The sequence below is a fragment of the Streptomyces sp. NPDC023541 genome (assembly GCF_055559995.1).
The window spans coordinates 388,458-406,525 of sequence record NZ_JBVHJO010000003.1; the positions used below are offsets into that span (position 1 = coordinate 388,458).

The 18,068-nt window shown below is 72.5% G+C and carries 15 protein-coding genes and 2 tRNA genes; 5 read left to right on the plus strand and 12 right to left on the minus strand.

The annotated features are described in order from the left end of the window. Positions 1 to 137 precede the first annotated feature (137 nt). Positions 138 to 1,589, plus strand: coding sequence for an NB-ARC domain-containing protein (locus ACZ3X1_RS09335; RefSeq protein ID WP_467278167.1), 1,452 nt, complete (start codon positions 138 to 140; stop codon positions 1,587 to 1,589). 25 nt (positions 1,590 to 1,614) lie between these two features. Here the strand turns inward: ACZ3X1_RS09335 and ACZ3X1_RS09340 are convergent, their stop codons facing one another. The 3 genes from ACZ3X1_RS09340 to ACZ3X1_RS09350 all read right to left on the minus strand — a co-directional run bounded on the left by ACZ3X1_RS09340 (position 1,615) and on the right by ACZ3X1_RS09350 (position 3,930). Next, positions 1,615 to 2,772, minus strand: a complete 1,158-nt coding sequence (locus tag ACZ3X1_RS09340) for an NAD(P)/FAD-dependent oxidoreductase (RefSeq protein ID WP_356811262.1) — start codon at positions 2,770 to 2,772, stop codon at positions 1,615 to 1,617. Between the two features lies 1 nt (position 2,773). After that, positions 2,774 to 2,929 carry a hypothetical protein gene (locus ACZ3X1_RS09345; protein ID WP_467278172.1) on the minus strand — a complete coding sequence of 52 codons (156 nt, stop codon included), beginning with the start codon at positions 2,927 to 2,929 and terminating at the stop codon, positions 2,774 to 2,776. Between the two features lie 689 nt (positions 2,930 to 3,618). Then, positions 3,619 to 3,930 (minus strand): ArsR/SmtB family transcription factor, encoded by a 312-nt coding sequence (locus tag ACZ3X1_RS09350; protein ID WP_356811264.1) that lies wholly within the window; start codon positions 3,928 to 3,930, stop codon positions 3,619 to 3,621. 119 nt (positions 3,931 to 4,049) lie between these two features. Between ACZ3X1_RS09350 and ACZ3X1_RS09355 the strand changes: the two genes are divergently transcribed. Continuing rightward, positions 4,050 to 5,615, plus strand: a complete 1,566-nt coding sequence (locus tag ACZ3X1_RS09355) for an MFS transporter (RefSeq protein ID WP_390075372.1) — start codon at positions 4,050 to 4,052, stop codon at positions 5,613 to 5,615. A gap of 192 nt (positions 5,616 to 5,807) precedes the next feature. Next, complete coding sequence (locus ACZ3X1_RS09360; protein ID WP_467278177.1) at positions 5,808 to 7,319, plus strand: FAD-dependent monooxygenase; 1,512 nt, start codon at positions 5,808 to 5,810, stop codon at positions 7,317 to 7,319. A 77-nt stretch (positions 7,320 to 7,396) separates the two neighbouring features. On the opposite strand, the gene ACZ3X1_RS09365 is transcribed toward ACZ3X1_RS09360, so the two are convergent. The 4 genes from ACZ3X1_RS09365 to ACZ3X1_RS09380 all read right to left on the minus strand — a co-directional run bounded on the left by ACZ3X1_RS09365 (position 7,397) and on the right by ACZ3X1_RS09380 (position 10,841). After that, the gene (locus ACZ3X1_RS09365; RefSeq protein ID WP_356811267.1) at positions 7,397 to 8,605 is read right to left on the minus strand and encodes a cytochrome P450; all 1,209 of its coding nucleotides are present in this window, start codon (positions 8,603 to 8,605) and stop codon (positions 7,397 to 7,399) included. A 27-nt stretch (positions 8,606 to 8,632) separates the two neighbouring features. Further along, the gene (locus ACZ3X1_RS09370) at positions 8,633 to 9,289 is read right to left on the minus strand and encodes an HAD family hydrolase (protein WP_362628794.1); all 657 of its coding nucleotides are present in this window, start codon (positions 9,287 to 9,289) and stop codon (positions 8,633 to 8,635) included. Between the two features lie 41 nt (positions 9,290 to 9,330). Beyond that, complete coding sequence (locus ACZ3X1_RS09375) at positions 9,331 to 10,344, minus strand: ScbA/BarX family gamma-butyrolactone biosynthesis protein (protein WP_362628791.1); 1,014 nt, start codon at positions 10,342 to 10,344, stop codon at positions 9,331 to 9,333. A gap of 424 nt (positions 10,345 to 10,768) precedes the next feature. After that, positions 10,769 to 10,841: transfer RNA gene (locus ACZ3X1_RS09380), tRNA-Ala, on the minus strand. 162 nt (positions 10,842 to 11,003) lie between these two features. Between ACZ3X1_RS09380 and ACZ3X1_RS09385 the strand changes: the two genes are divergently transcribed. Together ACZ3X1_RS09385 and ACZ3X1_RS09390 are read left to right on the plus strand one after the other, a co-directional pair. After that, entirely contained in the window at positions 11,004 to 11,552 is a 549-nt protein-coding gene (locus tag ACZ3X1_RS09385; RefSeq protein WP_030028004.1) for a helix-turn-helix domain-containing protein, read from the plus strand. A gap of 44 nt (positions 11,553 to 11,596) precedes the next feature. Continuing rightward, a complete protein-coding gene (locus ACZ3X1_RS09390; RefSeq protein ID WP_467278184.1) occupies positions 11,597 to 12,913 on the plus strand; it encodes a serine/threonine-protein kinase in 1,317 nt (438 codons plus the stop codon). On the opposite strand, the gene ACZ3X1_RS09395 is transcribed toward ACZ3X1_RS09390, so the two are convergent. The 5 genes from ACZ3X1_RS09395 to gyrA all read right to left on the minus strand — a co-directional run bounded on the left by ACZ3X1_RS09395 (position 12,900) and on the right by gyrA (position 18,065). Beyond that, positions 12,900 to 14,210 (minus strand): hypothetical protein, encoded by a 1,311-nt coding sequence (locus ACZ3X1_RS09395; protein WP_467278186.1) that lies wholly within the window; start codon positions 14,208 to 14,210, stop codon positions 12,900 to 12,902. The two genes, ACZ3X1_RS09390 and ACZ3X1_RS09395, sit on opposite strands and share 14 nt — an antisense overlap. A 120-nt stretch (positions 14,211 to 14,330) precedes the next feature. Further along, the gene (locus ACZ3X1_RS09400; RefSeq protein WP_208809277.1) at positions 14,331 to 14,465 is read right to left on the minus strand and encodes a DLW-39 family protein; all 135 of its coding nucleotides are present in this window, start codon (positions 14,463 to 14,465) and stop codon (positions 14,331 to 14,333) included. A 144-nt stretch (positions 14,466 to 14,609) separates the two neighbouring features. Further along, positions 14,610 to 14,683: transfer RNA gene (locus tag ACZ3X1_RS09405), tRNA-Ile, on the minus strand. Between the two features lie 118 nt (positions 14,684 to 14,801). Then, complete coding sequence (locus tag ACZ3X1_RS09410) at positions 14,802 to 15,362, minus strand: DUF3566 domain-containing protein (RefSeq protein ID WP_390075365.1); 561 nt, start codon at positions 15,360 to 15,362, stop codon at positions 14,802 to 14,804. 87 nt (positions 15,363 to 15,449) lie between these two features. After that, positions 15,450 to 18,065 (minus strand): DNA gyrase subunit A, encoded by a 2,616-nt coding sequence (gyrA, locus tag ACZ3X1_RS09415; RefSeq protein ID WP_467278191.1) that lies wholly within the window; start codon positions 18,063 to 18,065, stop codon positions 15,450 to 15,452. Positions 18,066 to 18,068: the final 3 nt, after the last annotated feature.

Genomic DNA, 18,068 nt, shown 5'->3' on the forward strand with positions numbered 1-18,068 from the left:
GGCCATGTCAACGGGATCATAGGGGGTCCCTCCAGCACGCGGTAAGCATCCGGTAGCGGATCAGGAAGGCCCGCACGGACAGTTCACGGGCAGGCCTGACAAGGCGGCGGACGCAGCGAGTGCCGAAGGAGACGAGTGTGGGAAGACAGGAGCGACCACTGGCCCCCGACGCCGGACCCGTCACCGCGTTCGCCCGGGAGCTGCGCATGCTGCGGACCGCGGCGGGCAGCCCCGGCTACCGCGAGATGGCGACCCGCGCCATGTTCTCCGCGTCGGTCCTCTCCGAGGCGGCGGCCGGATACCGCCTCCCGACCCTGCAGGTGGCCCTCGCCTTCGCCGAAGCGTGCGGCGGCGACCGCGCCGGCTGGGAGCGGCGCTGGCACGAGGCGGCGCGCGCCGAGGGCGACGACGCCACCCCCCGCCCCGCGGCCAAGAACGTCCAGACGCACCAGGAGAACGAACTGCGCGCCGCCGACGTGCGTGCCGTGCTCCCCCCGCCGGCCCAGCTCCCGATGGAACCGCACACCCTGGTGGGACGGGCCGCCCTGCTCCAGCAGGCCCGGCTGCTGACCACCCGGTCCCACAGCGGGGAGCGGCCCGTGGCACCGCTGGTGATCAGCGGTCAGGTCGGTGCGGGCACGTCGGCTTTCGCGCTGCGCCTGGCCCACGAACTGGCGGCGAACCTGCCCGACGGACAGCTCTACGCGAACCTGGACCCGGCCGCCGGCGGGCACGCCGACGCCGCCGGGATCGCGGGCGGTTTCCTGGAGGCACTGGGCATCCCCGCCGGCCGCGTCCCCGCCGACCCCGGGCAGCGCATCGGGTTGTACCGGTCCCTGCTCACCCGCCGCCGGCTGCTCGTCGTACTCGACGGGGTGCGGCACGAGCGCCAGGTACGGGAGCTGCTGGCGGCCGCGCCCGAAAGCCGCATCATCATCACCAGCCGCTCCCGGCTGCTCGGCCTGGACGGGGTGCGCCGGATCCGGGTGCCCGCCCTGGAGCGGAACGAGTCCATGGAACTGCTCGCCCGGCTGCTGGGCGGCGACCGGGTCGGTGCCGAGCCGCGTGCCTGCCTGCTCCTCGCAGACGCCTGCGGCGACCTGCCGTTGGCGCTGAACCTGGCGGGCCGGCGCATCGCGGCCCGACCGGAGTGGATGCTCCAGCACGCGGTGTCGGACCTGATCGGCGACCGGCGGCGGGAACCCGCCCGCTTCCTGGGCCGGCTCCGGGTGGGCGACGACGCCCTGGGCGCCCGCCTCGACGACGCCTACCGGCAGCTGACCCCGTGGGCCCGCCTGATGCTGCGCCAGTTCGCCGCCTCCGACAACCCGCCCTCGGTGGACGACGTCGTGTACGGGTCCGCCGAAGCGCTCGCCGCCCTGGTCGAGCGCTCCGCCCAGCCGGTCGAGGACCTCCTCGAACGGCTCCTGGACGCCGGCCTCCTCGACCACGGCGACCTGCCCGGACAGTACGGACTGACGCCGATGGCCCGGGCGTTCGCCCTGACCCAGCCGGACCCGACGGAGGAGCCCGCGCCCGCCGCGCCCCGCACCGGGGCCCCCGTGCCCGTCCGTGCCCAGGTGTATTGACCGCGAGCGTGCGCTGCCTGCTCCTTCACACCCGGCCGCCGGCCGGCAGTCCCGCGAGCCGCGGGGCGTGGCCGGCCGGCGGCGGTCCGTCGAGCGCGCCGGCACCGGTCGGCGCGCTGCCGGCCAGCCGGTCGGCGAGCGACCGGGCGATGAGCGGCGCGAACCGGAAGGACGTCCCGCCGCATGCCGCGTACGCGTATCCCGCGCCGCCCAGGGCGACCAGCGGCGGGCCGCCGGCGGGTGCGAAGGCGGCGTAGTAGGCGTCCTCGGCCGCGGTCACCCAGGCCGGCCCGAAGCCGGGCAGGACGTCGCCGAACTCCCTCTCCAGCATGCGCTGCCAGTACGGGTCGGTGGCGTGGTCGGTGATCTCGTCCACCACCCGGCGGGCGGTGGACGAGGTGAGCTGGAGGCCCCTGCCGGCCACCGGCGGGACCAGCCGGGCTCCGCCCGGGGTGCCGAGGGAGGCGATGGCCGGGGTGGCCGCCCACGCGCGCGCCTGGTGCGGCGGCACCCGGCAGTGCAGGAGGGACTGCCGGTAGAGGGTCAGCCGCTCGGCGACGCCCTCCGGCATCAGGTTCCGGGACCGGGGGTCCACCGCCACCAGCACCGCGTCACCGTGCAGGACCCGCCCGTCGGCCAGGCGTACGGTGCCGCTCCCGCCGTCGACGGCGGTCACGGCGCGGTGCTCGACCAGCTCGACGTTCCGCTGCCACTTCAGCCAGCCGGCGCAGGCGGCGAGGACCCGTCCGGCGAGCAGGACGCCCGCCTGCTCCTCCAGTACCGCGCCGAGGCCGCGGTCCAGGTGCAGGTGCGGGTAGCGGTCGTGCAGGCCGGCCGCGGTCAGCTGCCTGGCGGTGCCTCCGGCGTTCTCGACCAGGGCCGCGCCGTCCGCCGCCGCTGCGGGCGGCAGCACGGTGAGGGCTCCGACCCGCTCGTAGAAACGCGTCAGGAACAGCTCTTCCAGTTCGACCCAGCGGTGGTGCGCGCGCAGCGCCGCCCGCGTGGTCCGCGGGTCGGAGGGATGCAGGGACCGCAGGACGAGGTGCCGGCCGGGAGGGGCGGCCACGCCGTCCGGGACGCACCCCTCGTCCACGACCGTGACCCGGTGTCCGTCGAGCACGCACTCGACCGCGGTGAGCAGGGCGATCACCCCGCCGCCCACGACCGTCACCCTCGCAGGCATCTCAGGCCCCGGCCGGGACCGGTTGCCCGGCTTCGGCCTCGGCTTCTGCTCCGGCTCCGACGGCGGCCGCACGGTCGTGCTCGCGCAGCGACGGGACGGCGGCCGGGCCGAGCAGCCGTGCGGCCCGACGGGGCGGGGGCGGGGCGGTCGTGGACACAGTGGCTCCTGGGAGGTCGGGCCCGGACGTCGACCGGCACGGCCCGGTGGCAGCCGGCCGGGGCGCGACGACCAGATCGGCGGCCCGGACCACGTGGCCTTCACCCGTCGAGAACATCCGGTTCTCCGATTCGCCGACTCCACCCCATTCCACGGCACCGCCCGATTGCCCGGAAGAGTTCCGGGCCCAGGACAATCAAAAGCCGCATACGGCCGTCAGCGCACGACCGGCGCTCCAGCGCCACGTGCAGCCCGCCGGTGTCCGGGCCGTCGGCGGCCACCGGGCGATGTGCCCGTCCGTGCGGACCGGCAGCGCCGGTGCGCGACCAGCCGGCGGGTGCGAGGCACTTCAGCCACTCGGTCTCCGGCACCGGGCTCCCCCTGGGGCCCAGCACACACCGCCGCCGCGCGGCACCTCGTAGCCGTCTTCCGCCCGCGAGCCGCAGATCGGGCACCCGGCGTCCGGCCGATGCCGGCGGCAGACAGTCCCCGAGGACGAGGGGCCGTTCTCCCGACCAGCAGCGCGCACGCCGTGCTCCGGTACCGCGCCGCGGCCCTGACGAGCAGCCCGCCCGGGCATCCCGGGGAGCCGCTCGACGCAGCGCTGGGCGAGCGGCAGGGCTTCCGAGGGCTCGCAGGCATGCGGGAGGCGCGGCGCGCCGGCTCACGGCGGCCGGCCGTGCCGAGTGGTCAGTGGTTGGCGCGGATCAGGTCCAGCAGGCCGGGAAACCGCTCGTCCAGTTCCGCCCGGCGCAGGGTCGCCGCCCTGCTGTTGCCGCGGTCCACCTGTCCCACCAGGCCCGCCTCGCGCAGGACCTTGAAGTGGTGGGTGATCGTCGACTTCGAGACCGGGAGGTTGAAGGACGCGCAGGTCCGCGCCGTGCCTTCCGGCTCCTTCAGCAGGGCGGAGACGACCGTGTAGCGCAGGGGGTCGGCGAGCGCGCTCAGTACCGCCGGCAGGCTCATCTCCTCGAGCGAGGGGTGGCCGTCCTCATCGGGCATCGCGTACTCCTTCCTGAGGTACGGGTTGCATCATACCTCTCTTCTGTGTCAGCTTAAGGTTCGATCCGAACCGTACCTGGTCGCGCCGCCGGCCGGGCCGAGCCTGGAGTTGTGCCCCCATGAGTACGCAGACCACGTCGTCGGCCGCGCCACCTGTGCAGGCGGAAGGCCAGCCGGGCCGCACCCTGACCCTGGCCGCGGTGCTCCTCGCGGTGTTCGTCGTCCCCATGTCGATCTCCGGAACCGCCGTCGCGCTGCCCGACATCGGCGCCGACACCGACGCCGGCCTCGCACCCCTGCAGTGGGTGGTGAACGCCTTCAACGTGGCCTTCGCCTGCTTCACACTCGTCTGGGGTTCCGTCGCCGACATCATCGGCAGGGTCAAGGCCTTCGCGGCCGGGGCCGCCGTCTACGCCGTGGCCTCGCTCGCCAGCGCGCTCGCCACCAACGTGCTCTGGCTGGACGGCGCCCGCGCCCTCGCCGGCATCGGCGGCGCGGCCATCTTCTCCTGCGGCGCGGCGATCATCGCGACCGTGTTCGACGGCCCGGCGCGTGCCAAGGCGTTCGCGCTGTTCGGCACGGTCGCCGGCGTCGGCGTGGCGATCGGCCCCTCGCTGGCCGGCGTGCTCGTACAAGGCCTCGGCTGGCGCTGGGTGTTCGCGGTGCACGCCGTCGCCCTGCTCCTCGTCCTGCTCGTGGTGCCCGCCATCGCCAAGGCCATGCCGGCCGACGGCGGCAGCGGTGCCAGCATCGACGTCCCCGGCAGCGCGCTGTTCGTCGTGGCCATGGTGCTGCTGACCACCGCCATCGTGCAGGGCTCGCAGTGGGGCTGGGGCAGCACCGGCGTGCTGGCGCTGTTCGCGGGTGCCGTCGTGGTCCTCGCGGTCTTCACGGCGGTCGAGAACCGCAGGGAACACCCCATGCTGGACCTGAGCGTGCTGCGCAACCGGCGTTTCGTCGGCCTGTGCCTGGTGCCCGTGGCGGCGTCCTTCGGATTCGTCACCATGCTCACCTACCTGCCGAGCTACCTGACCGCGGCCACCGGCCGCGACACCGGCGCCGCCGGCCTGATCATGCTGCTGCTCACGGCGCCCGTGCTGGTCTGCCCGATGCTCGCCGCGAAGCTCGTCACCCGCGGGATCTCCGCGCTCACCCTCATCTACGTCAGCCTCGCCTGCCTGGTCGTCGGCGACCTGGCGCTCACGCTCTTCTCGCCGGACGTGAAGATCCTCGTCGTCGCCCTCCCGATGCTCGTCACCGGCGCCGGCATGGGGCTTTCGGCCGGACTCGTCGACGGGCAGGCGCTGGAGCTGATCGACCCGGCGAAGGCCGGCATGGCCGCGGGCTTCCTCAACACGCTGCGGCTCGGCAGCGAGGCCATCGCCGTGGCGGTGTACGGATCGGCGCTCGCGACCGTCCTCGGCACCCGCATCGAGGACGGCATCGGCGACTACGCCGGCGCCGCGAACGCGGACCGGGTCGCCGACCAGGCCGCGGGCGGCGACTTCGCCCGCGCCACCGAGGTCTCCGGCGCCGTGGACACCGAGGGCTTCACCCACTTCCTCGCCCAGTCCTACGACTCCGCGTTCCACACCGTCCTGTGGGGACTCGCCGCGGTCTGCGTCGTGCTCTGCGCCGTGGTCGCCACCCTGCTGCGCGGCGGCCCCGCCAAGAGCGCCGCGTGACCGTCCTGTGAGCGGGGGGAGCGCGCACCGCGCTCCCCTCCCGTTCCGCACGACACCCCCGAGACCGGCCCGGCGCCCCGATTCCCCCGTCAAGGCGCCGGGCCTCCCGCGTTCACCCGCGCCGCCGCCGCGCTTCCCGCGGCACACCCCGTCCGACCGGCGGGGCGGCACCAGGAAAGGACCCGCGCCCCCATGAACCGTGCCCTGCACGACATCCGCCCCGCCCCGGCACACGCCCAGGTCCTGATCATCGGGGGCGGACCCGTCGGGATGCTCGCAGCCGCCGAGCTCGGGCACTACGGCGTCTCCACCGTCGTACTCGAAGCCGAACCACAAACCCTCGACCAGCCCAAGGCGGGCACCCTGCACGCCCGCACCGTGCAGGGCCTCGCCCGGCGCGGTCATCTGCACGCGCACGCCGCGACCGAGGACCGGCTGCGGCGCAGCTCCGCCGACGCGTTCCACTTCGCGGGCATGCCGGGGCTCGTCATCACCGCCCCCGCCACCGAGCCCGGACCCATCGTCGGCCGCTCGCAGGCCGACCTGGAGCGGGACTTCGAACAGCGGGCCCGCGCCAGGGGCGTCACCGTGCTGCGCGGACACCGCGTGAGCGACATCCACCAGGGACCCGACTCGGTCGAGGTGACCGCCGAAGGACCGGACGGCGTACGGCGCTTCACCGCCGAGTACGTCATCGGCGCGGACGGCGCCCGCAGCACCGTGCGCGAACGGCTGGGCTTCCCCGAGGACACGCACCCCGCGACCGTGTCCGCCCTGCTCGGCCTGGTGCGGCTGACCGACCCGGACCACGTGCCGTACGGCTGGCACCGCACCCCGCGCGGCTGGACGGTGGCGGGCGTCAACCCGTACGGACACAGCCGGTTCATCACGATCGACTTCCGCGGTCCGCACCCCGACCGGCACTCCCCGCTCACCCTCGACGAGCTGCGCCGCGAGGGCGAGCGCATCCTCGGCCGGGGCGTGCCGATGGCCGACCCGGTCTTCTTCTCCCGCTTCAGCGACTTCGCCCGCCTGGTGCGCGACTACCGCCAGGGCCGGGTCTTCCTCGCCGGCGACGCCGCCCACGTGCACTTCCCCGTGGGCGGGCAGGGCCTCAACCTCGGTCTGCAGGACGCACTCAACCTCTCCTGGAAGCTCGCCCACACCCTTGCGGGCACCGCGGGCAAGGACCTGCTCGACACCTACGACGCCGAACGGCGGCCCGCCGGACGGCGCGTCATCGACAACACCCGGGCCCAACTGGCCCTCATGCGGCCCGACCCCGGCCTCGACCCGCTGCGCGACCTCGTCACCGAGCTGCTCGGACTCGACGAGGTGAAGGACCGCCTCGGACACATGATCAGTGCCCAGGAGACGGCGTACCCCCCGTCGGGCGGGCTCGGCTCCCGCTGGGAGGGCCGCTTCCTGCCGAACCTGCCCCTCACCGCGGACGACGGCCCCACCGACCTGACCCGGCTGATGCTGCCCGGCCGCCCCGTGCTGATCCTGCTCGGCGAGGACGGCCGGGTCCACCTCGAACAGGCCGGGCGCTGGGCCCACGTACTGCGCACGGTCCCCGCGACAACCGCCGTCCCGATGCCCTGGGACGCCGTCCTCGTCCGGCCCGACGGCTACGTCGCCTGGGCCCCGGACGGCGGCCCGCTGGCCGACACCCTGCGCCAGTGGTTCGGCGAACCCCGCTGACGGGCGCGCCGAAGGGCGGGCACGAAACCCCGTGCCCGCCCCCGTCCCGGTGCCGCGGCGTCAGCCGCTACCCCGGCTCACCACCGCACCGGCAGCGATGTCGGCCGACGCAGCACCGTTCCGTTGTCCCAGGGCACCTCTGCCGGGTCGACGGCCAGGGCCAGGTCCGGGAACTCCTGGGCCAGACGCGTCAGTACGGTCACGATCTCCATGCGGGCGAGCGCGGCGCCCATGCAGTGGTGCATTCCGTAGCCGAACTGCAGGTGCCGCTTGGCCGGCACGCGATCGGGGTCGATCGTCAGCGGGTCCGGGAACGCCTCGGGGTCCCGGTTGGCGGCGAAGGCGTCCGGGTAGACCACGGTGCCCTGCGCCACGACCCCCGAGCCGGTCTCCAGGTCGCGACCGGCGATGCGCGGGAACGCGGAGATGGCCCCCAGCGGGATCAGACGGATCAGCTCCTCCGCGAGGCGCGGGGCGATCGCGGGATCGTCGGCGAGCCGGCGCCACAGCGCGGGCGCCGCGAGCAGCGCGTACAGCGACTTGGTCAGCACGGACACCACGTTCTGGTCGCCGCCCAGCAGCGAGCCGAAGAAGATGCCGGTGAGCTCGGCGTCGTCCAGCGGCGGCTCGGCCCGGTCCCGGTCGGCGCGGAAGCGGTCGATCAGGCCGCCGGGCACCACCGGCCGGACCCCGGTCACCAGGTCCTCGACGTAGCCGTACACCCGGTAGAAGTGCTGCACCAGGTCCGGCACGTCCTCGTGCGAGGCGATCTGCACGATCCGCGACGACGGCCGGAAGTAGGGCACGTCCTCGATCGGGAAACCGAGGAAGTGGGCGTTGACGGTGACCGGGACCCTGTCGAGGAGGTCGGTGAAGAGGTCGGGGGACGCGGCCGAGCGCAGTCGCCGGATGCCCTCGTCCACCACCTCGCCGATCACCGGGCGCAGGGGCTCGGTGCCCGCGGCGCTGTAGTCGGCGGCGACGAACCCGCGGATCCGGGCGTGGTGCGGGGCGTCCAGGTTGAGCAGCAGCTCCTTGGGCATCACGGTCGGCAGGAAGCTCGGCCCGTCCTCGACGTTGGTCTCGGTGCGGCCGGACGCCGGGTCGGTGAGCACCTTGTGCACGTCGGCGTAACGGGTCAGGTGGGCGACCTTGTGGCCGCTCGGCAGCTGGATCAGCGGGACGCCGCCCGGGCCGCGCTCGTCGAGCACGGTGAACGCCGGGACGGGGTCGAGGTGGGGTATGTCCGTGACGGTGACGGCCGCGGACGTGACGGTACTGGTCATGTGTGCTCCGTGGGGAAGAGTGGTGCGTCAGACGAGCGCGGGCAGGCCGGTGAGGCCCGCCAGCTCGCGTACGGTCCGGGCGTTGTTGCGGAAGTGCACCGCGCGCCAGCCGACCGAGCGGGCCGCGGCGCAGTTCTCGGCGAGGTCGTCGATCAGCACGCACTCCGCGGCCGGCACGCCCGCCTCCTTCTCGGCCCGCCGGAAGATCTCCGGGTCGGGCTTGCGGACGCCCACCGCGCAGGAGTCGACGATGCAGTCGACCTCGCCGACGGGTGCGACGATCGCGCGCCAGTAGGGCTCCCACTCGACGACGTTGTTGCTGAGGATCCCGACCCGGTAGCCGTGCTCCTTGGCGTGCCGGGCCGTGGCCACCATCACCGGGTTGGCGCGGACCCCCTCGAACCACTGCCGGCCGAACTCCTCGAAGCGCGCACGCGACAGGTCGATGCCGGGGTCGGCCTCCTGGAGGACGCGGACCATCGACCGTCCCCACTCGGCCTCGGTGAGCAGGCCCAGTTCGAGGGGGGCCAGGGGCTCGACGCCCAGCTCGGCCGCGACCGCGGCCAGCGCGGTCTTCACCTGACGTGGCGTGATGCCCGTACGCGCGTGGTACGAGTCGAAGAGCTCCTCCAGCGGTGGCGAGAGCACACCGCCGAAGTCGAACCAGATCATGGGCTGGGGCACTGCTGTGTCTCCTAGTGTCGCCCGGATACGGGATACGGCTCTCAGGCGCCGGCGGTGGCGTCGGAGAACCGGTTCAGCAGCGCTCCGCCGATGGGGCTGGTCAGGGCGAGGTGCACCCGGGCCCGGGCGATCTGGTCCTCCTGGGTCATGGTGATCTCGAAGGCCACCGTGTCCGGGGTCGGTGATTCCACCACCCGCACCAGGCAGTCCGTGGGCAGCTCGAACTCGCCGAAGCGGGTGAAGTCCGTCTCCACCCGCGTGAGCAGCAGCCCCTGCGGCGAGAGGCCGAACAGCTCGTGCGCGGCGTGCACCGCGGACTGGCGGAAGCCCTCGAAGATCAGCGCACCCGGGATGTGGTCGAGCGGGTGGTCGAAGAGGGCCGGGTTGGCCTGGTCGACGATGACCTGGGTGAGCACCTCGTGCTCGCGGACCTCGGTCTCGGACAGCACGACGTTGTGCGGGGAGACACGGCCCACGGCCGCCGGAGGTACGCGGCGTCCGGTGTGGTGCGGCCGGGCGGTGGTGAGCGGGAGCGAGGCCCGACCCTTCTCCCGCATCCGGTCCCAGGCCCGGCCCGGCATCCACTGGCAGGTGGTGCGCATCGTCGCGGCCTCACGCCCGTCCACCGTGAGGACCATGTCGAGCGTGCTGCCGGTGACGACGCCGTCGCGGTGCTTCAGCCCCGCCTGCCGGGCGTGGATCCGCGCGTGACCGGGCCGCGTGCCGATGTGCAGGGCGGTGAGGTCGGTGACGACCATCTCGCCGCCGTTGAAGATGAACTTCTCGTCGATCGCGGCGTCGAGGAAGGTGTGGGCCGCGTAGATCGACGCCTGGCGGAAGACCTCGACGAGGAGCAGCGGGTCGTAGACGGCGGGCGAGGTGAGCTGGTCGCTGTAGTAGCTGTGCACGCGCGGAAGTTGCGCGGCGATGAGGTATTCGTCCTCGGCCACCCGGACCGAGTCCGTGAGGAACACCTCGCAGACGGCCGCTCGGTGCACAAGGGCCCGCGTCACGGTGCTCGCGTAGCTGAGTTCGGTGGCCAGGGTCGTGGACATGGCTGAGTTCCCCCTCTTGCGTGCAGGTACGTCTCCAAACGGAGGTACGTGTGCGACCGTACCTCGATCGACGGCCCGCCCACCGTGGCGTACGCCACTCCGACGCCTGTGCGGCCCACCGCTTTAGCGAGACTTCAGCCGCCCCAACACCTCCGGGTCGCGGTCGAGTTGCCCGCGCGCGCGATCCCGGCCGATAGATGTACCCACCATACTTTCGGACGGCCGCCGACCCGGCAACGACATATGTCCCCCTGCACCGCGGGCCCGCGCCCCGGCCCTGCGGGGCAGCCAGGGGAGGGACGGCCGGGCAGACCTTCGCGCCCCGGGAGCCACCGCGCGCCGCACGGCCGGGAACGCGGCCGCCGACCGGCATGAAGAAATGCCCCCCGACCCACGTTTCCGCAGGTCGGAGAGCATTTGAATGTGGAGCCTAGGAGATTCGAACTCCTGACATCTGCCTTGCAAAGGCAGCGCTCTACCAACTGAGCTAAGGCCCCATGGAACTGGACGCACCGGTCCCGCGTGCGGGATGTGGTCGTTCCGCAGAACAGAGTACCGGGTCTACCCCCTCATCTCGCAAAATGATAGGGACTCCCGCCCTGCGACCACTCTCCGTAAGATGCTCGCGAGGTTCGCACCAGCGAAGGGGAGTAGTAAGAGTGGACGCAGTGCAGCAAGAGGCCACGGCCAGAGCCAGAGAGCTTCAGCGCAGTTGGTACGGAGAGCCGCTGGGAGCGCTCTTCCGCCGCCTCATAGACGACCTCGGCCTGAATCAGGCCCGTCTCGCTGCCGTACTCGGGCTGTCGGCGCCCATGCTGTCCCAGCTGATGAGCGGCCAGCGCGCCAAGATCGGCAACCCTGCCGTGGTCCAGCGTGTCCAGGCCCTCCAGGACCTCGCCGGACAGGTGGCCGACGGCAGCGTCAGCGCGGCGGAGGCGACCGACCGGATGGACGAGATCAAGAAGACCCAGGGGGGATCCGTCCTCAGCAGCAGCGGCCAGACCGCCACCGGCTCCGGCGCACCCACCGTCAAGCGCGTGGTCCGCGAGATCCAGTCGCTGCTGCGCTCGGTCTCCGCGGCCGGCGACATCATCGACGCGGCGAACAGCCTCGCCCCCAGCCACCCGGAACTGGCAGAGTTCCTCCGGGTGTACGGAGCGGGCCGCACCGCCGACGCGGTCGCCCACTACGAGGCGCACCAGAACTGACACGCACGACGGCGGACAACGGGTGACGGGGGACGGGCGCAGCGATGGGTGAGGTCTTCGCCGGCCGGTACGAGCTGATCGATCCGATCGGGCGCGGTGGCGCGGGTGCCGTGTGGCGGGCCTGGGACCACCGCCGCCGCCGCTACGTCGCCGCGAAGGTGCTCCTGCAGAGCGACGCCCACACGCTGCTGCGGTTCGTCCGGGAGCAGGCGCTGCGGATCGACCACCCGCACGTACTGGCTCCCGCCAGCTGGGCGGCCGACGACGACAAGGTCCTCTTCACCATGGACCTGGTCGGCGGCGGCTCCCTCGGCCACGTGATCGGGGACTACGGCGCCCTCCCGCCCCGCTTCGTGTGCACGCTGCTCGACCAGCTCCTGTCTGGCTTGGCGGCGGTGCACGCGGAAGGCGTGGTGCACCGCGACATCAAACCGGCCAACATCCTGCTGGAGGCCACCGGAAGCGGGCGGCCGCACCTGCGGCTGTCCGACTTCGGCATCTCCATGCGCAAGGGCGAGCCCCGCCTGACCGAGACGAACTACGTGGTCGGCACGCCGGGCTATTTCGCACCCGAGCAACTGATGGGCGCGGAGCCCGACTTCGCCGCGGACCTCTTCGCCGTGGGACTGGTCGCCCTCTACCTCCTCCAGGGGGGCAAACCCGACTCCCAGGCCCTGGTGGACCACTTCCTCGCCCACGGGACCCCGGACGCCCCGCGAGGCGTCCCCGCCGCGCTCTGGGGCGTCATCGCGAACCTCCTGCAGCCCGACCCCCAGAACCGCTTCAGGACGGCCACAGGGGCACGCAAAGCCCTTGCCGAGGCCGTGGAACTGCTGCCCCCGCCCGCCCCGGACGATGATCCGGTGGAGGTGTTCGACCAACTCGGCCCGCTCCCGCCCGGTTTCGGCCCCGACGGCCCGACGGGCACGGGCCCCTCCTCGCCCGCCACCGGGTCCGCGTCCGCGGCGGCGCCACCCCCGCAGGCCCCCACCGCCGGCGCTTCCGCGCCGGGCGGATCCGCCGCCGTGACGGTGGCCCCGGAGCCCACCGGTACCGACCCCCGCGGTGCTTCCGCCACGGCGCCCACCGTTCCGCGGCAGGCCGCCACCGAGGTCCACTCGTACGGGCCCTCTTACGGGCCTTCGTACGGGCCTTCGGAGACGGGCAGCTTCCGCCTGCCCCCGCCGACCGCCCCCGGCACCCCGGGCGTGCCCACCGCGGCGGTCCCGGCCGTCCCCGCGTCCGCGCCGGTCCGTACGCACGGGGGCATCGCCCCGCCCCCGCCGAGGGCGGTGGCCTCGCTGCTCGCCGCGGCGCTGCTGTGCTTCGCGGTCGGCGTCTGGGCCCTCACGCAGATGTAGCGCCGCGCCCCCGCCGGCCGAGCCAGACCCATCCGCCCAGCACCGCCAGCAGCAGCGCACCGGTGCCGAAGCCGGCGCTCGCCACGACGCGCATCAGCGACCGGGTCCCGGCCGCCTCGGCGGCCTCAGGGGCCGTGAGCCCCTCCTGCGCCGCCGCACGGTCGTCCGCCCCGACCGCGAAGCCGCCCGCGGCCGGATCCCCCTGGTACGCGGGCGCCTTGGCCGGCGTCCCGGTGACCTCCAGCCGCAGCGTCAGCGGGACGGGTACCGCGTCCTCGGTGAAGTCGGCGACCTTCCCTCCCATCGTCACGGCGACGTAGTACCAGCCCGCGACGCTCACCGGCTGGACCTCGCGGTCACTGGAGAAGCGGTTCGCGTAGCCGACGGGCGGGGTCTTCGCCAGGGTGACCCCGGCCTGCACCCCGTCGTAGGAGGTGTTCTTGTCCGCGACCTGGCCCCGGTAGGGGTTGTAGAGGGTGACGGCCAGTCCGCCCGATGCGGAGGTGAACTTCTTGGTGACCTGGGCCGCGGACAGCTCGGCCCCCAGGCCCAGCCGCTGCCCCCAGTCCAGCGGGACGCGGTACCAGCGGGTCTGCCCGGGCCGCATCTCGTCGCGCCACACACCCGCGCCCAGGGCCCGCGCGTCGTTGAAGCCGGTGCCGCCGGTACGAGCCACCGCCTCGGTGCCGGGCAGCGACGGGGCTCCGGTGGGCAGGGGGCTCGGCGCGGTGGTGGGAACGCCCGCTCCGCGCCCGGGTTCGCGCTGGACCTTGAGCTCCAGCGGCCAGGGGCTCTGGTCGGAGTCCTTGGCCGCGGTCCGGGTGACCTTCGCGTAGTACACGCCGCCGGGCGCGCAGTCGGCGTCCTCGGCCCCCCAGCGGACCCCGGCGGCGGCCAGGGGCACCGCGTCGTAGTCGAAGGTCGCCCGGCCCGTGCTCGCCGGGCAGGAGCGCCCGGCGGTGGTCATGATCTCCACCTCTATGCCGTCGCTGCCGGAGACCTTGGCCCCCGCCGGCGGACGGACCACGGCGGAGACGTAGGCGTTGGAGCCGTCCTTCTCCAGGACGAGCCGGTAGACGCGATCCCCGGGACCGATGGTGTCCTCGTAGGTCTTCCCCGCCTTGATGAGCGGGGCGTCCGCCGTGGAGGGCCTGCCCTCGACCTGCCGGGCGCCGTCGGCGGCGCGGTAGGCGGGCAGGGGCCGGGGTGCGCTCCCCTCGGCGTACGCGGTCACGGGCACACCGGCCGCCGCCATGCCGAGGGCCGCCGCCCACACCGCCGTCCGTACCCGACCCATCACGCCCACCCCGAATTGCTACCGCAAGCCAAATCTTTGCAAAACGTAAGTTTTCGTCACAGAACAGCACAAAGCCCCGACCGCAGCGGCAGCCGGGGCTTCATGACTCAGCCTTCGGACTCACACACCGGAACCAGAGGGCACGGAGTCGGTTGCCTCCGTCCACAGGTCCTGCTCGGCGCGGTCCGCCTGGATCTGGCGGTACACGAGGAGCCCGCCGATGGCGGCCAGTGCGACCAGGAGCAGCTTCTTCACCGCGCGACCTCGTCTTTCGTTGACGTAGGGGACTTCTGGCGCCCAACAATACACACCGACCGATACCGATCGGTGACCTGGCGGTCCACCAACTGGCCCAAAGACGAAGACCCCCAGGCCGTGGCCTGGGGGTCTTCGACACTGTGGGGCTAACAGGATTTGAACCTGTGGCCTCATCCTTATCAGGGATGCGCTCTAACCAACTGAGCTATAGCCCCATCCGCGCTGCGCGCTGACTCCTGAAGATTAGCGCACAGACCCGGTCAGGCCAAAATCCGTTCCCGGGGGGCGTCTGCGCAGGTCATCCGACCCCTCGCAGGCGCTCCGCCGGGAGGCCTACTCGTCCTCGGCGAGGGTGAGCTCGACACCGCCGACGAAGCCCGCCGACAGGTTGTAGATGAACGCGCCCAGCGTCGCCAGCGCCGTCGCCAGCACCACGTCGATCACCGCGATCACCGACGTGAAGATCAGCACGCGCGGCAGCGACATGAACGCCTGCAGGTCGAAGCCGTTGCCCTCGTTCGATCCGGTCGCCTCGCTGATGGTGCCGCCGACGGTCGAGAAGACGCCCATGGCGTCCATGACCATCCACAGCACCGCCGCCGCCACGATCGTGCAGATGCCCAGCGCGATCGACAGCAGGAAGCTGACCTTCATCACCGACCACGGGTCGGCCTTGGCCACCCGCAGCCGCGCCTTGCGCGTCCTGGGGGTCGTACGGACCGGCGTACGCGGCTTGCGCTGGGTGGCGGGCGCACCGCCGCCGCGCGGCGCACCCGGGCCCGCGGGCGCCGTGTAGGCCTGCGGCGGCTGGTACGGCTGCGCGGGCTTGTCCGCGCCGGCAGCGGCCCCGGCCCCGGTCTCCTCCGGCGCCGTCGGTCCTCGGGTGTCCGTCACGGTTCCCCCCTGGGAGTCCGCGGCCGGGCCACGGGCACCGTTCGCTCCAGTCTTGGCCGGTCCGGCGCCCGTGGCTCCACTCACGACTTACTCCTCGTGCTCCCCGGCCGAAGGCTGCGTGCCCTCGGCGGCCTCGGCGGCCGGTGCGTCGGCCGCCTCGGTCTCGTTCTCGTCGACCTCGACCTCGTCAGCTTCCTGACCGGCCTCGGCGTTACGGGCGATGCCCACCACGGCATCGCGCTTGCCCAGGTTGATCAGCTGGACGCCCATGGTGTCACGGCCGGTCTCCCTGACTTCATTGACGCGCGTACGAATCACACCACCGCTGAGCGTGATGGCGAGAATCTCGTCCGTTTCGTCCACCACGAGCGCTCCGACGAGCGACCCGCGGTCCTCCACGATCTTCGCGGCCTTGATGCCCAGACCGCCACGGCCCTGGACGCGGTACTCGTCGACCGGCGTCCGCTTGGCGTAGCCGCCGTCGGTCGCGGTGAAGACGAACGTACCGGGCCGGACCACGCTCATCGAGAGCAGTTCGTCTCCTTCTCGGAAACTCATGCCCTTCACTCCCGATGTCGCACGGCCCATCGGGCGCAGCGCGTCGTCGGTCGCCGTGAAGCGGATCGACTGCGCCTTCTTGCTGATCAGCAGCAGGTCGTCCTCGGCGGACACCAGCTCGGCGCCGATCAGCTCGTCGTCGCTGCCGTCCGCGGTCTCCCGGAGGTTGATCGCGATCACGCCACCCGAACGGGGGGAGTCGTAGTCCTTCAGCGCCGTCTTCTTCACCAGGCCGCCCTTGGTGGCCAGGATCAGGTAGGGCGCCGCCTCGTAGTCGCGGATCGCAAGGATCTGGGCGATCTTCTCGTCCGGCTGGAAGGCCAGCAGGTTCGCCACGTGCTGCCCGCGGGCGTCGCGGCCGGCGTCCGGCAGCTCATACGCCTTGGACCGGTAGACGCGGCCCTTGTTCGTGAAGAAGAGAAGCCAGTGGTGCGTGGTGGAGACGAAGAAGTGGTCGACCAGGTCGTCCTGCTTCAGCTTCGTGCCGCGCACGCCCTTGCCGCCGCGCTTCTGCGAGCGGTAGTCCTCGGTCTTGGTGCGCTTGACGTAGCCGCCGTGGGTGATCGTGACGACGATGTCCTCTTCGGCGATCAGGTCCTCGATGGACATGTCACCGTCGAAGGGCACCAGCTTCGAGCGCCGGTCGTCGCCGAACTTCTCGACGATCGCCGCCAGTTCCTCGCTGACGATGGAGCGCTGGCGCTCCTCCGAGGCCAGGATCGCGTTGTACTCGTTGATCTTGGCCTGGAGTTCGTCGTGCTCGGCGACGATCTTCTGGCGCTCCAGGGCCGCGAGGCGGCGGAGCTGCATCTCCAGGATCGCGTTCGCCTGGATCTCGTCGATCTCCAGCAGGCCCATCAGGCCCTCGCGCGCGATCTCGACGGTGTTGCTGCGCCGGATCAGCGCGATGACCTCGTCGATCGCGTCCAGCGCCTTGAGCAGACCGCGCAGGATGTGGGCGCGCTCCTCCGCCTTGCGCAGGCGGAACTTCGTGCGCCGGACGATGACCTCGATCTGGTGCGTCACCCAGTGGCGGATGAAGGCGTCGATCGACAGCGTGCGCGGCACGCCGTCCACCAGCGCCAGCATGTTCGCGCCGAAGTTCGTCTGCAGATCGGTGTGCTTGTAGAGGTTGTTGAGAACGACCTTCGCGACGGCGTCGCGCTTGAGGACGATCACCAGGCGCTGGCCGGTCCGCGAGGAGGTCTCGTCGCGGACGTCGGCGATGCCGCCGACCTTGCCGTCCTTGACCAGGTCCGCGATCTTCTGCGCGAGGTTGTCGGGGTTGGTCTGGTACGGGAGCTCCGTGACCACCAGGCACTGGCGGTTCTGGATCTCCTCGACCTCCACCACCGCGCGCATCGTGATGGAGCCGCGACCGGTCCGGTACGCCTCCTCGATGCCCTTGCGGCCCACGACCAGGGCGCCCGACGGGAAGTCCGGGCCCTTGATCCGCTCGATCAGCGCGTCCTGGAGCTCCTCGTGCGTGGCCTCCGGGTGCTCCAGCGCCCACTGCGCACCGGCCGCGACCTCGCGGAGGTTGTGCGGCGGGATGTTGGTCGCCATGCCGACCGCGATGCCGGCGCTGCCGTTGACCAGGAGGTTCGGGAAGCGCGCCGGCAGGACCGTCGGCTCCTGGTTGCGGCCGTCGTAGTTGTCCTGGAAGTCGACGGTCTCCTCGTCGATGTCCCGGAGCATCTCCATGGCCTGCGGCATGAGCTTGCACTCGGTGTAGCGCATCGCGGCCGCCGGGTCGTTGCCCGGGGAGCCGAAGTTGCCGTTGCTGTCCACCAGCGGCATGCGCATCGACCACGGCTGGGCCAGGCGGACCAGGGCGTCGTAGATCGAGCTGTCACCGTGCGGGTGGTAGGTGCCCATGACGTCGCCGACGACGCGGGCGCACTTGTAGAAGCCCTTCTCGGGCCGGTAGCCGCCGTCGTACATCGCGTACAGCACGCGGCGGTGCACCGGCTTGAGACCGTCGCGCACGTCCGGCAGGGCGCGCGAGACGATGACGGACATCGCGTAGTCGAGGTAGGAGCGCTGCATCTCCGTCTCGAGCCCGACGGGCTCGATGCGCAGCACGGGCTGCTCCTCCGCGGCGTTCTCGGCGTTCTCTGCGGTGGGGGTGGTTTCGTCGGCCATTGC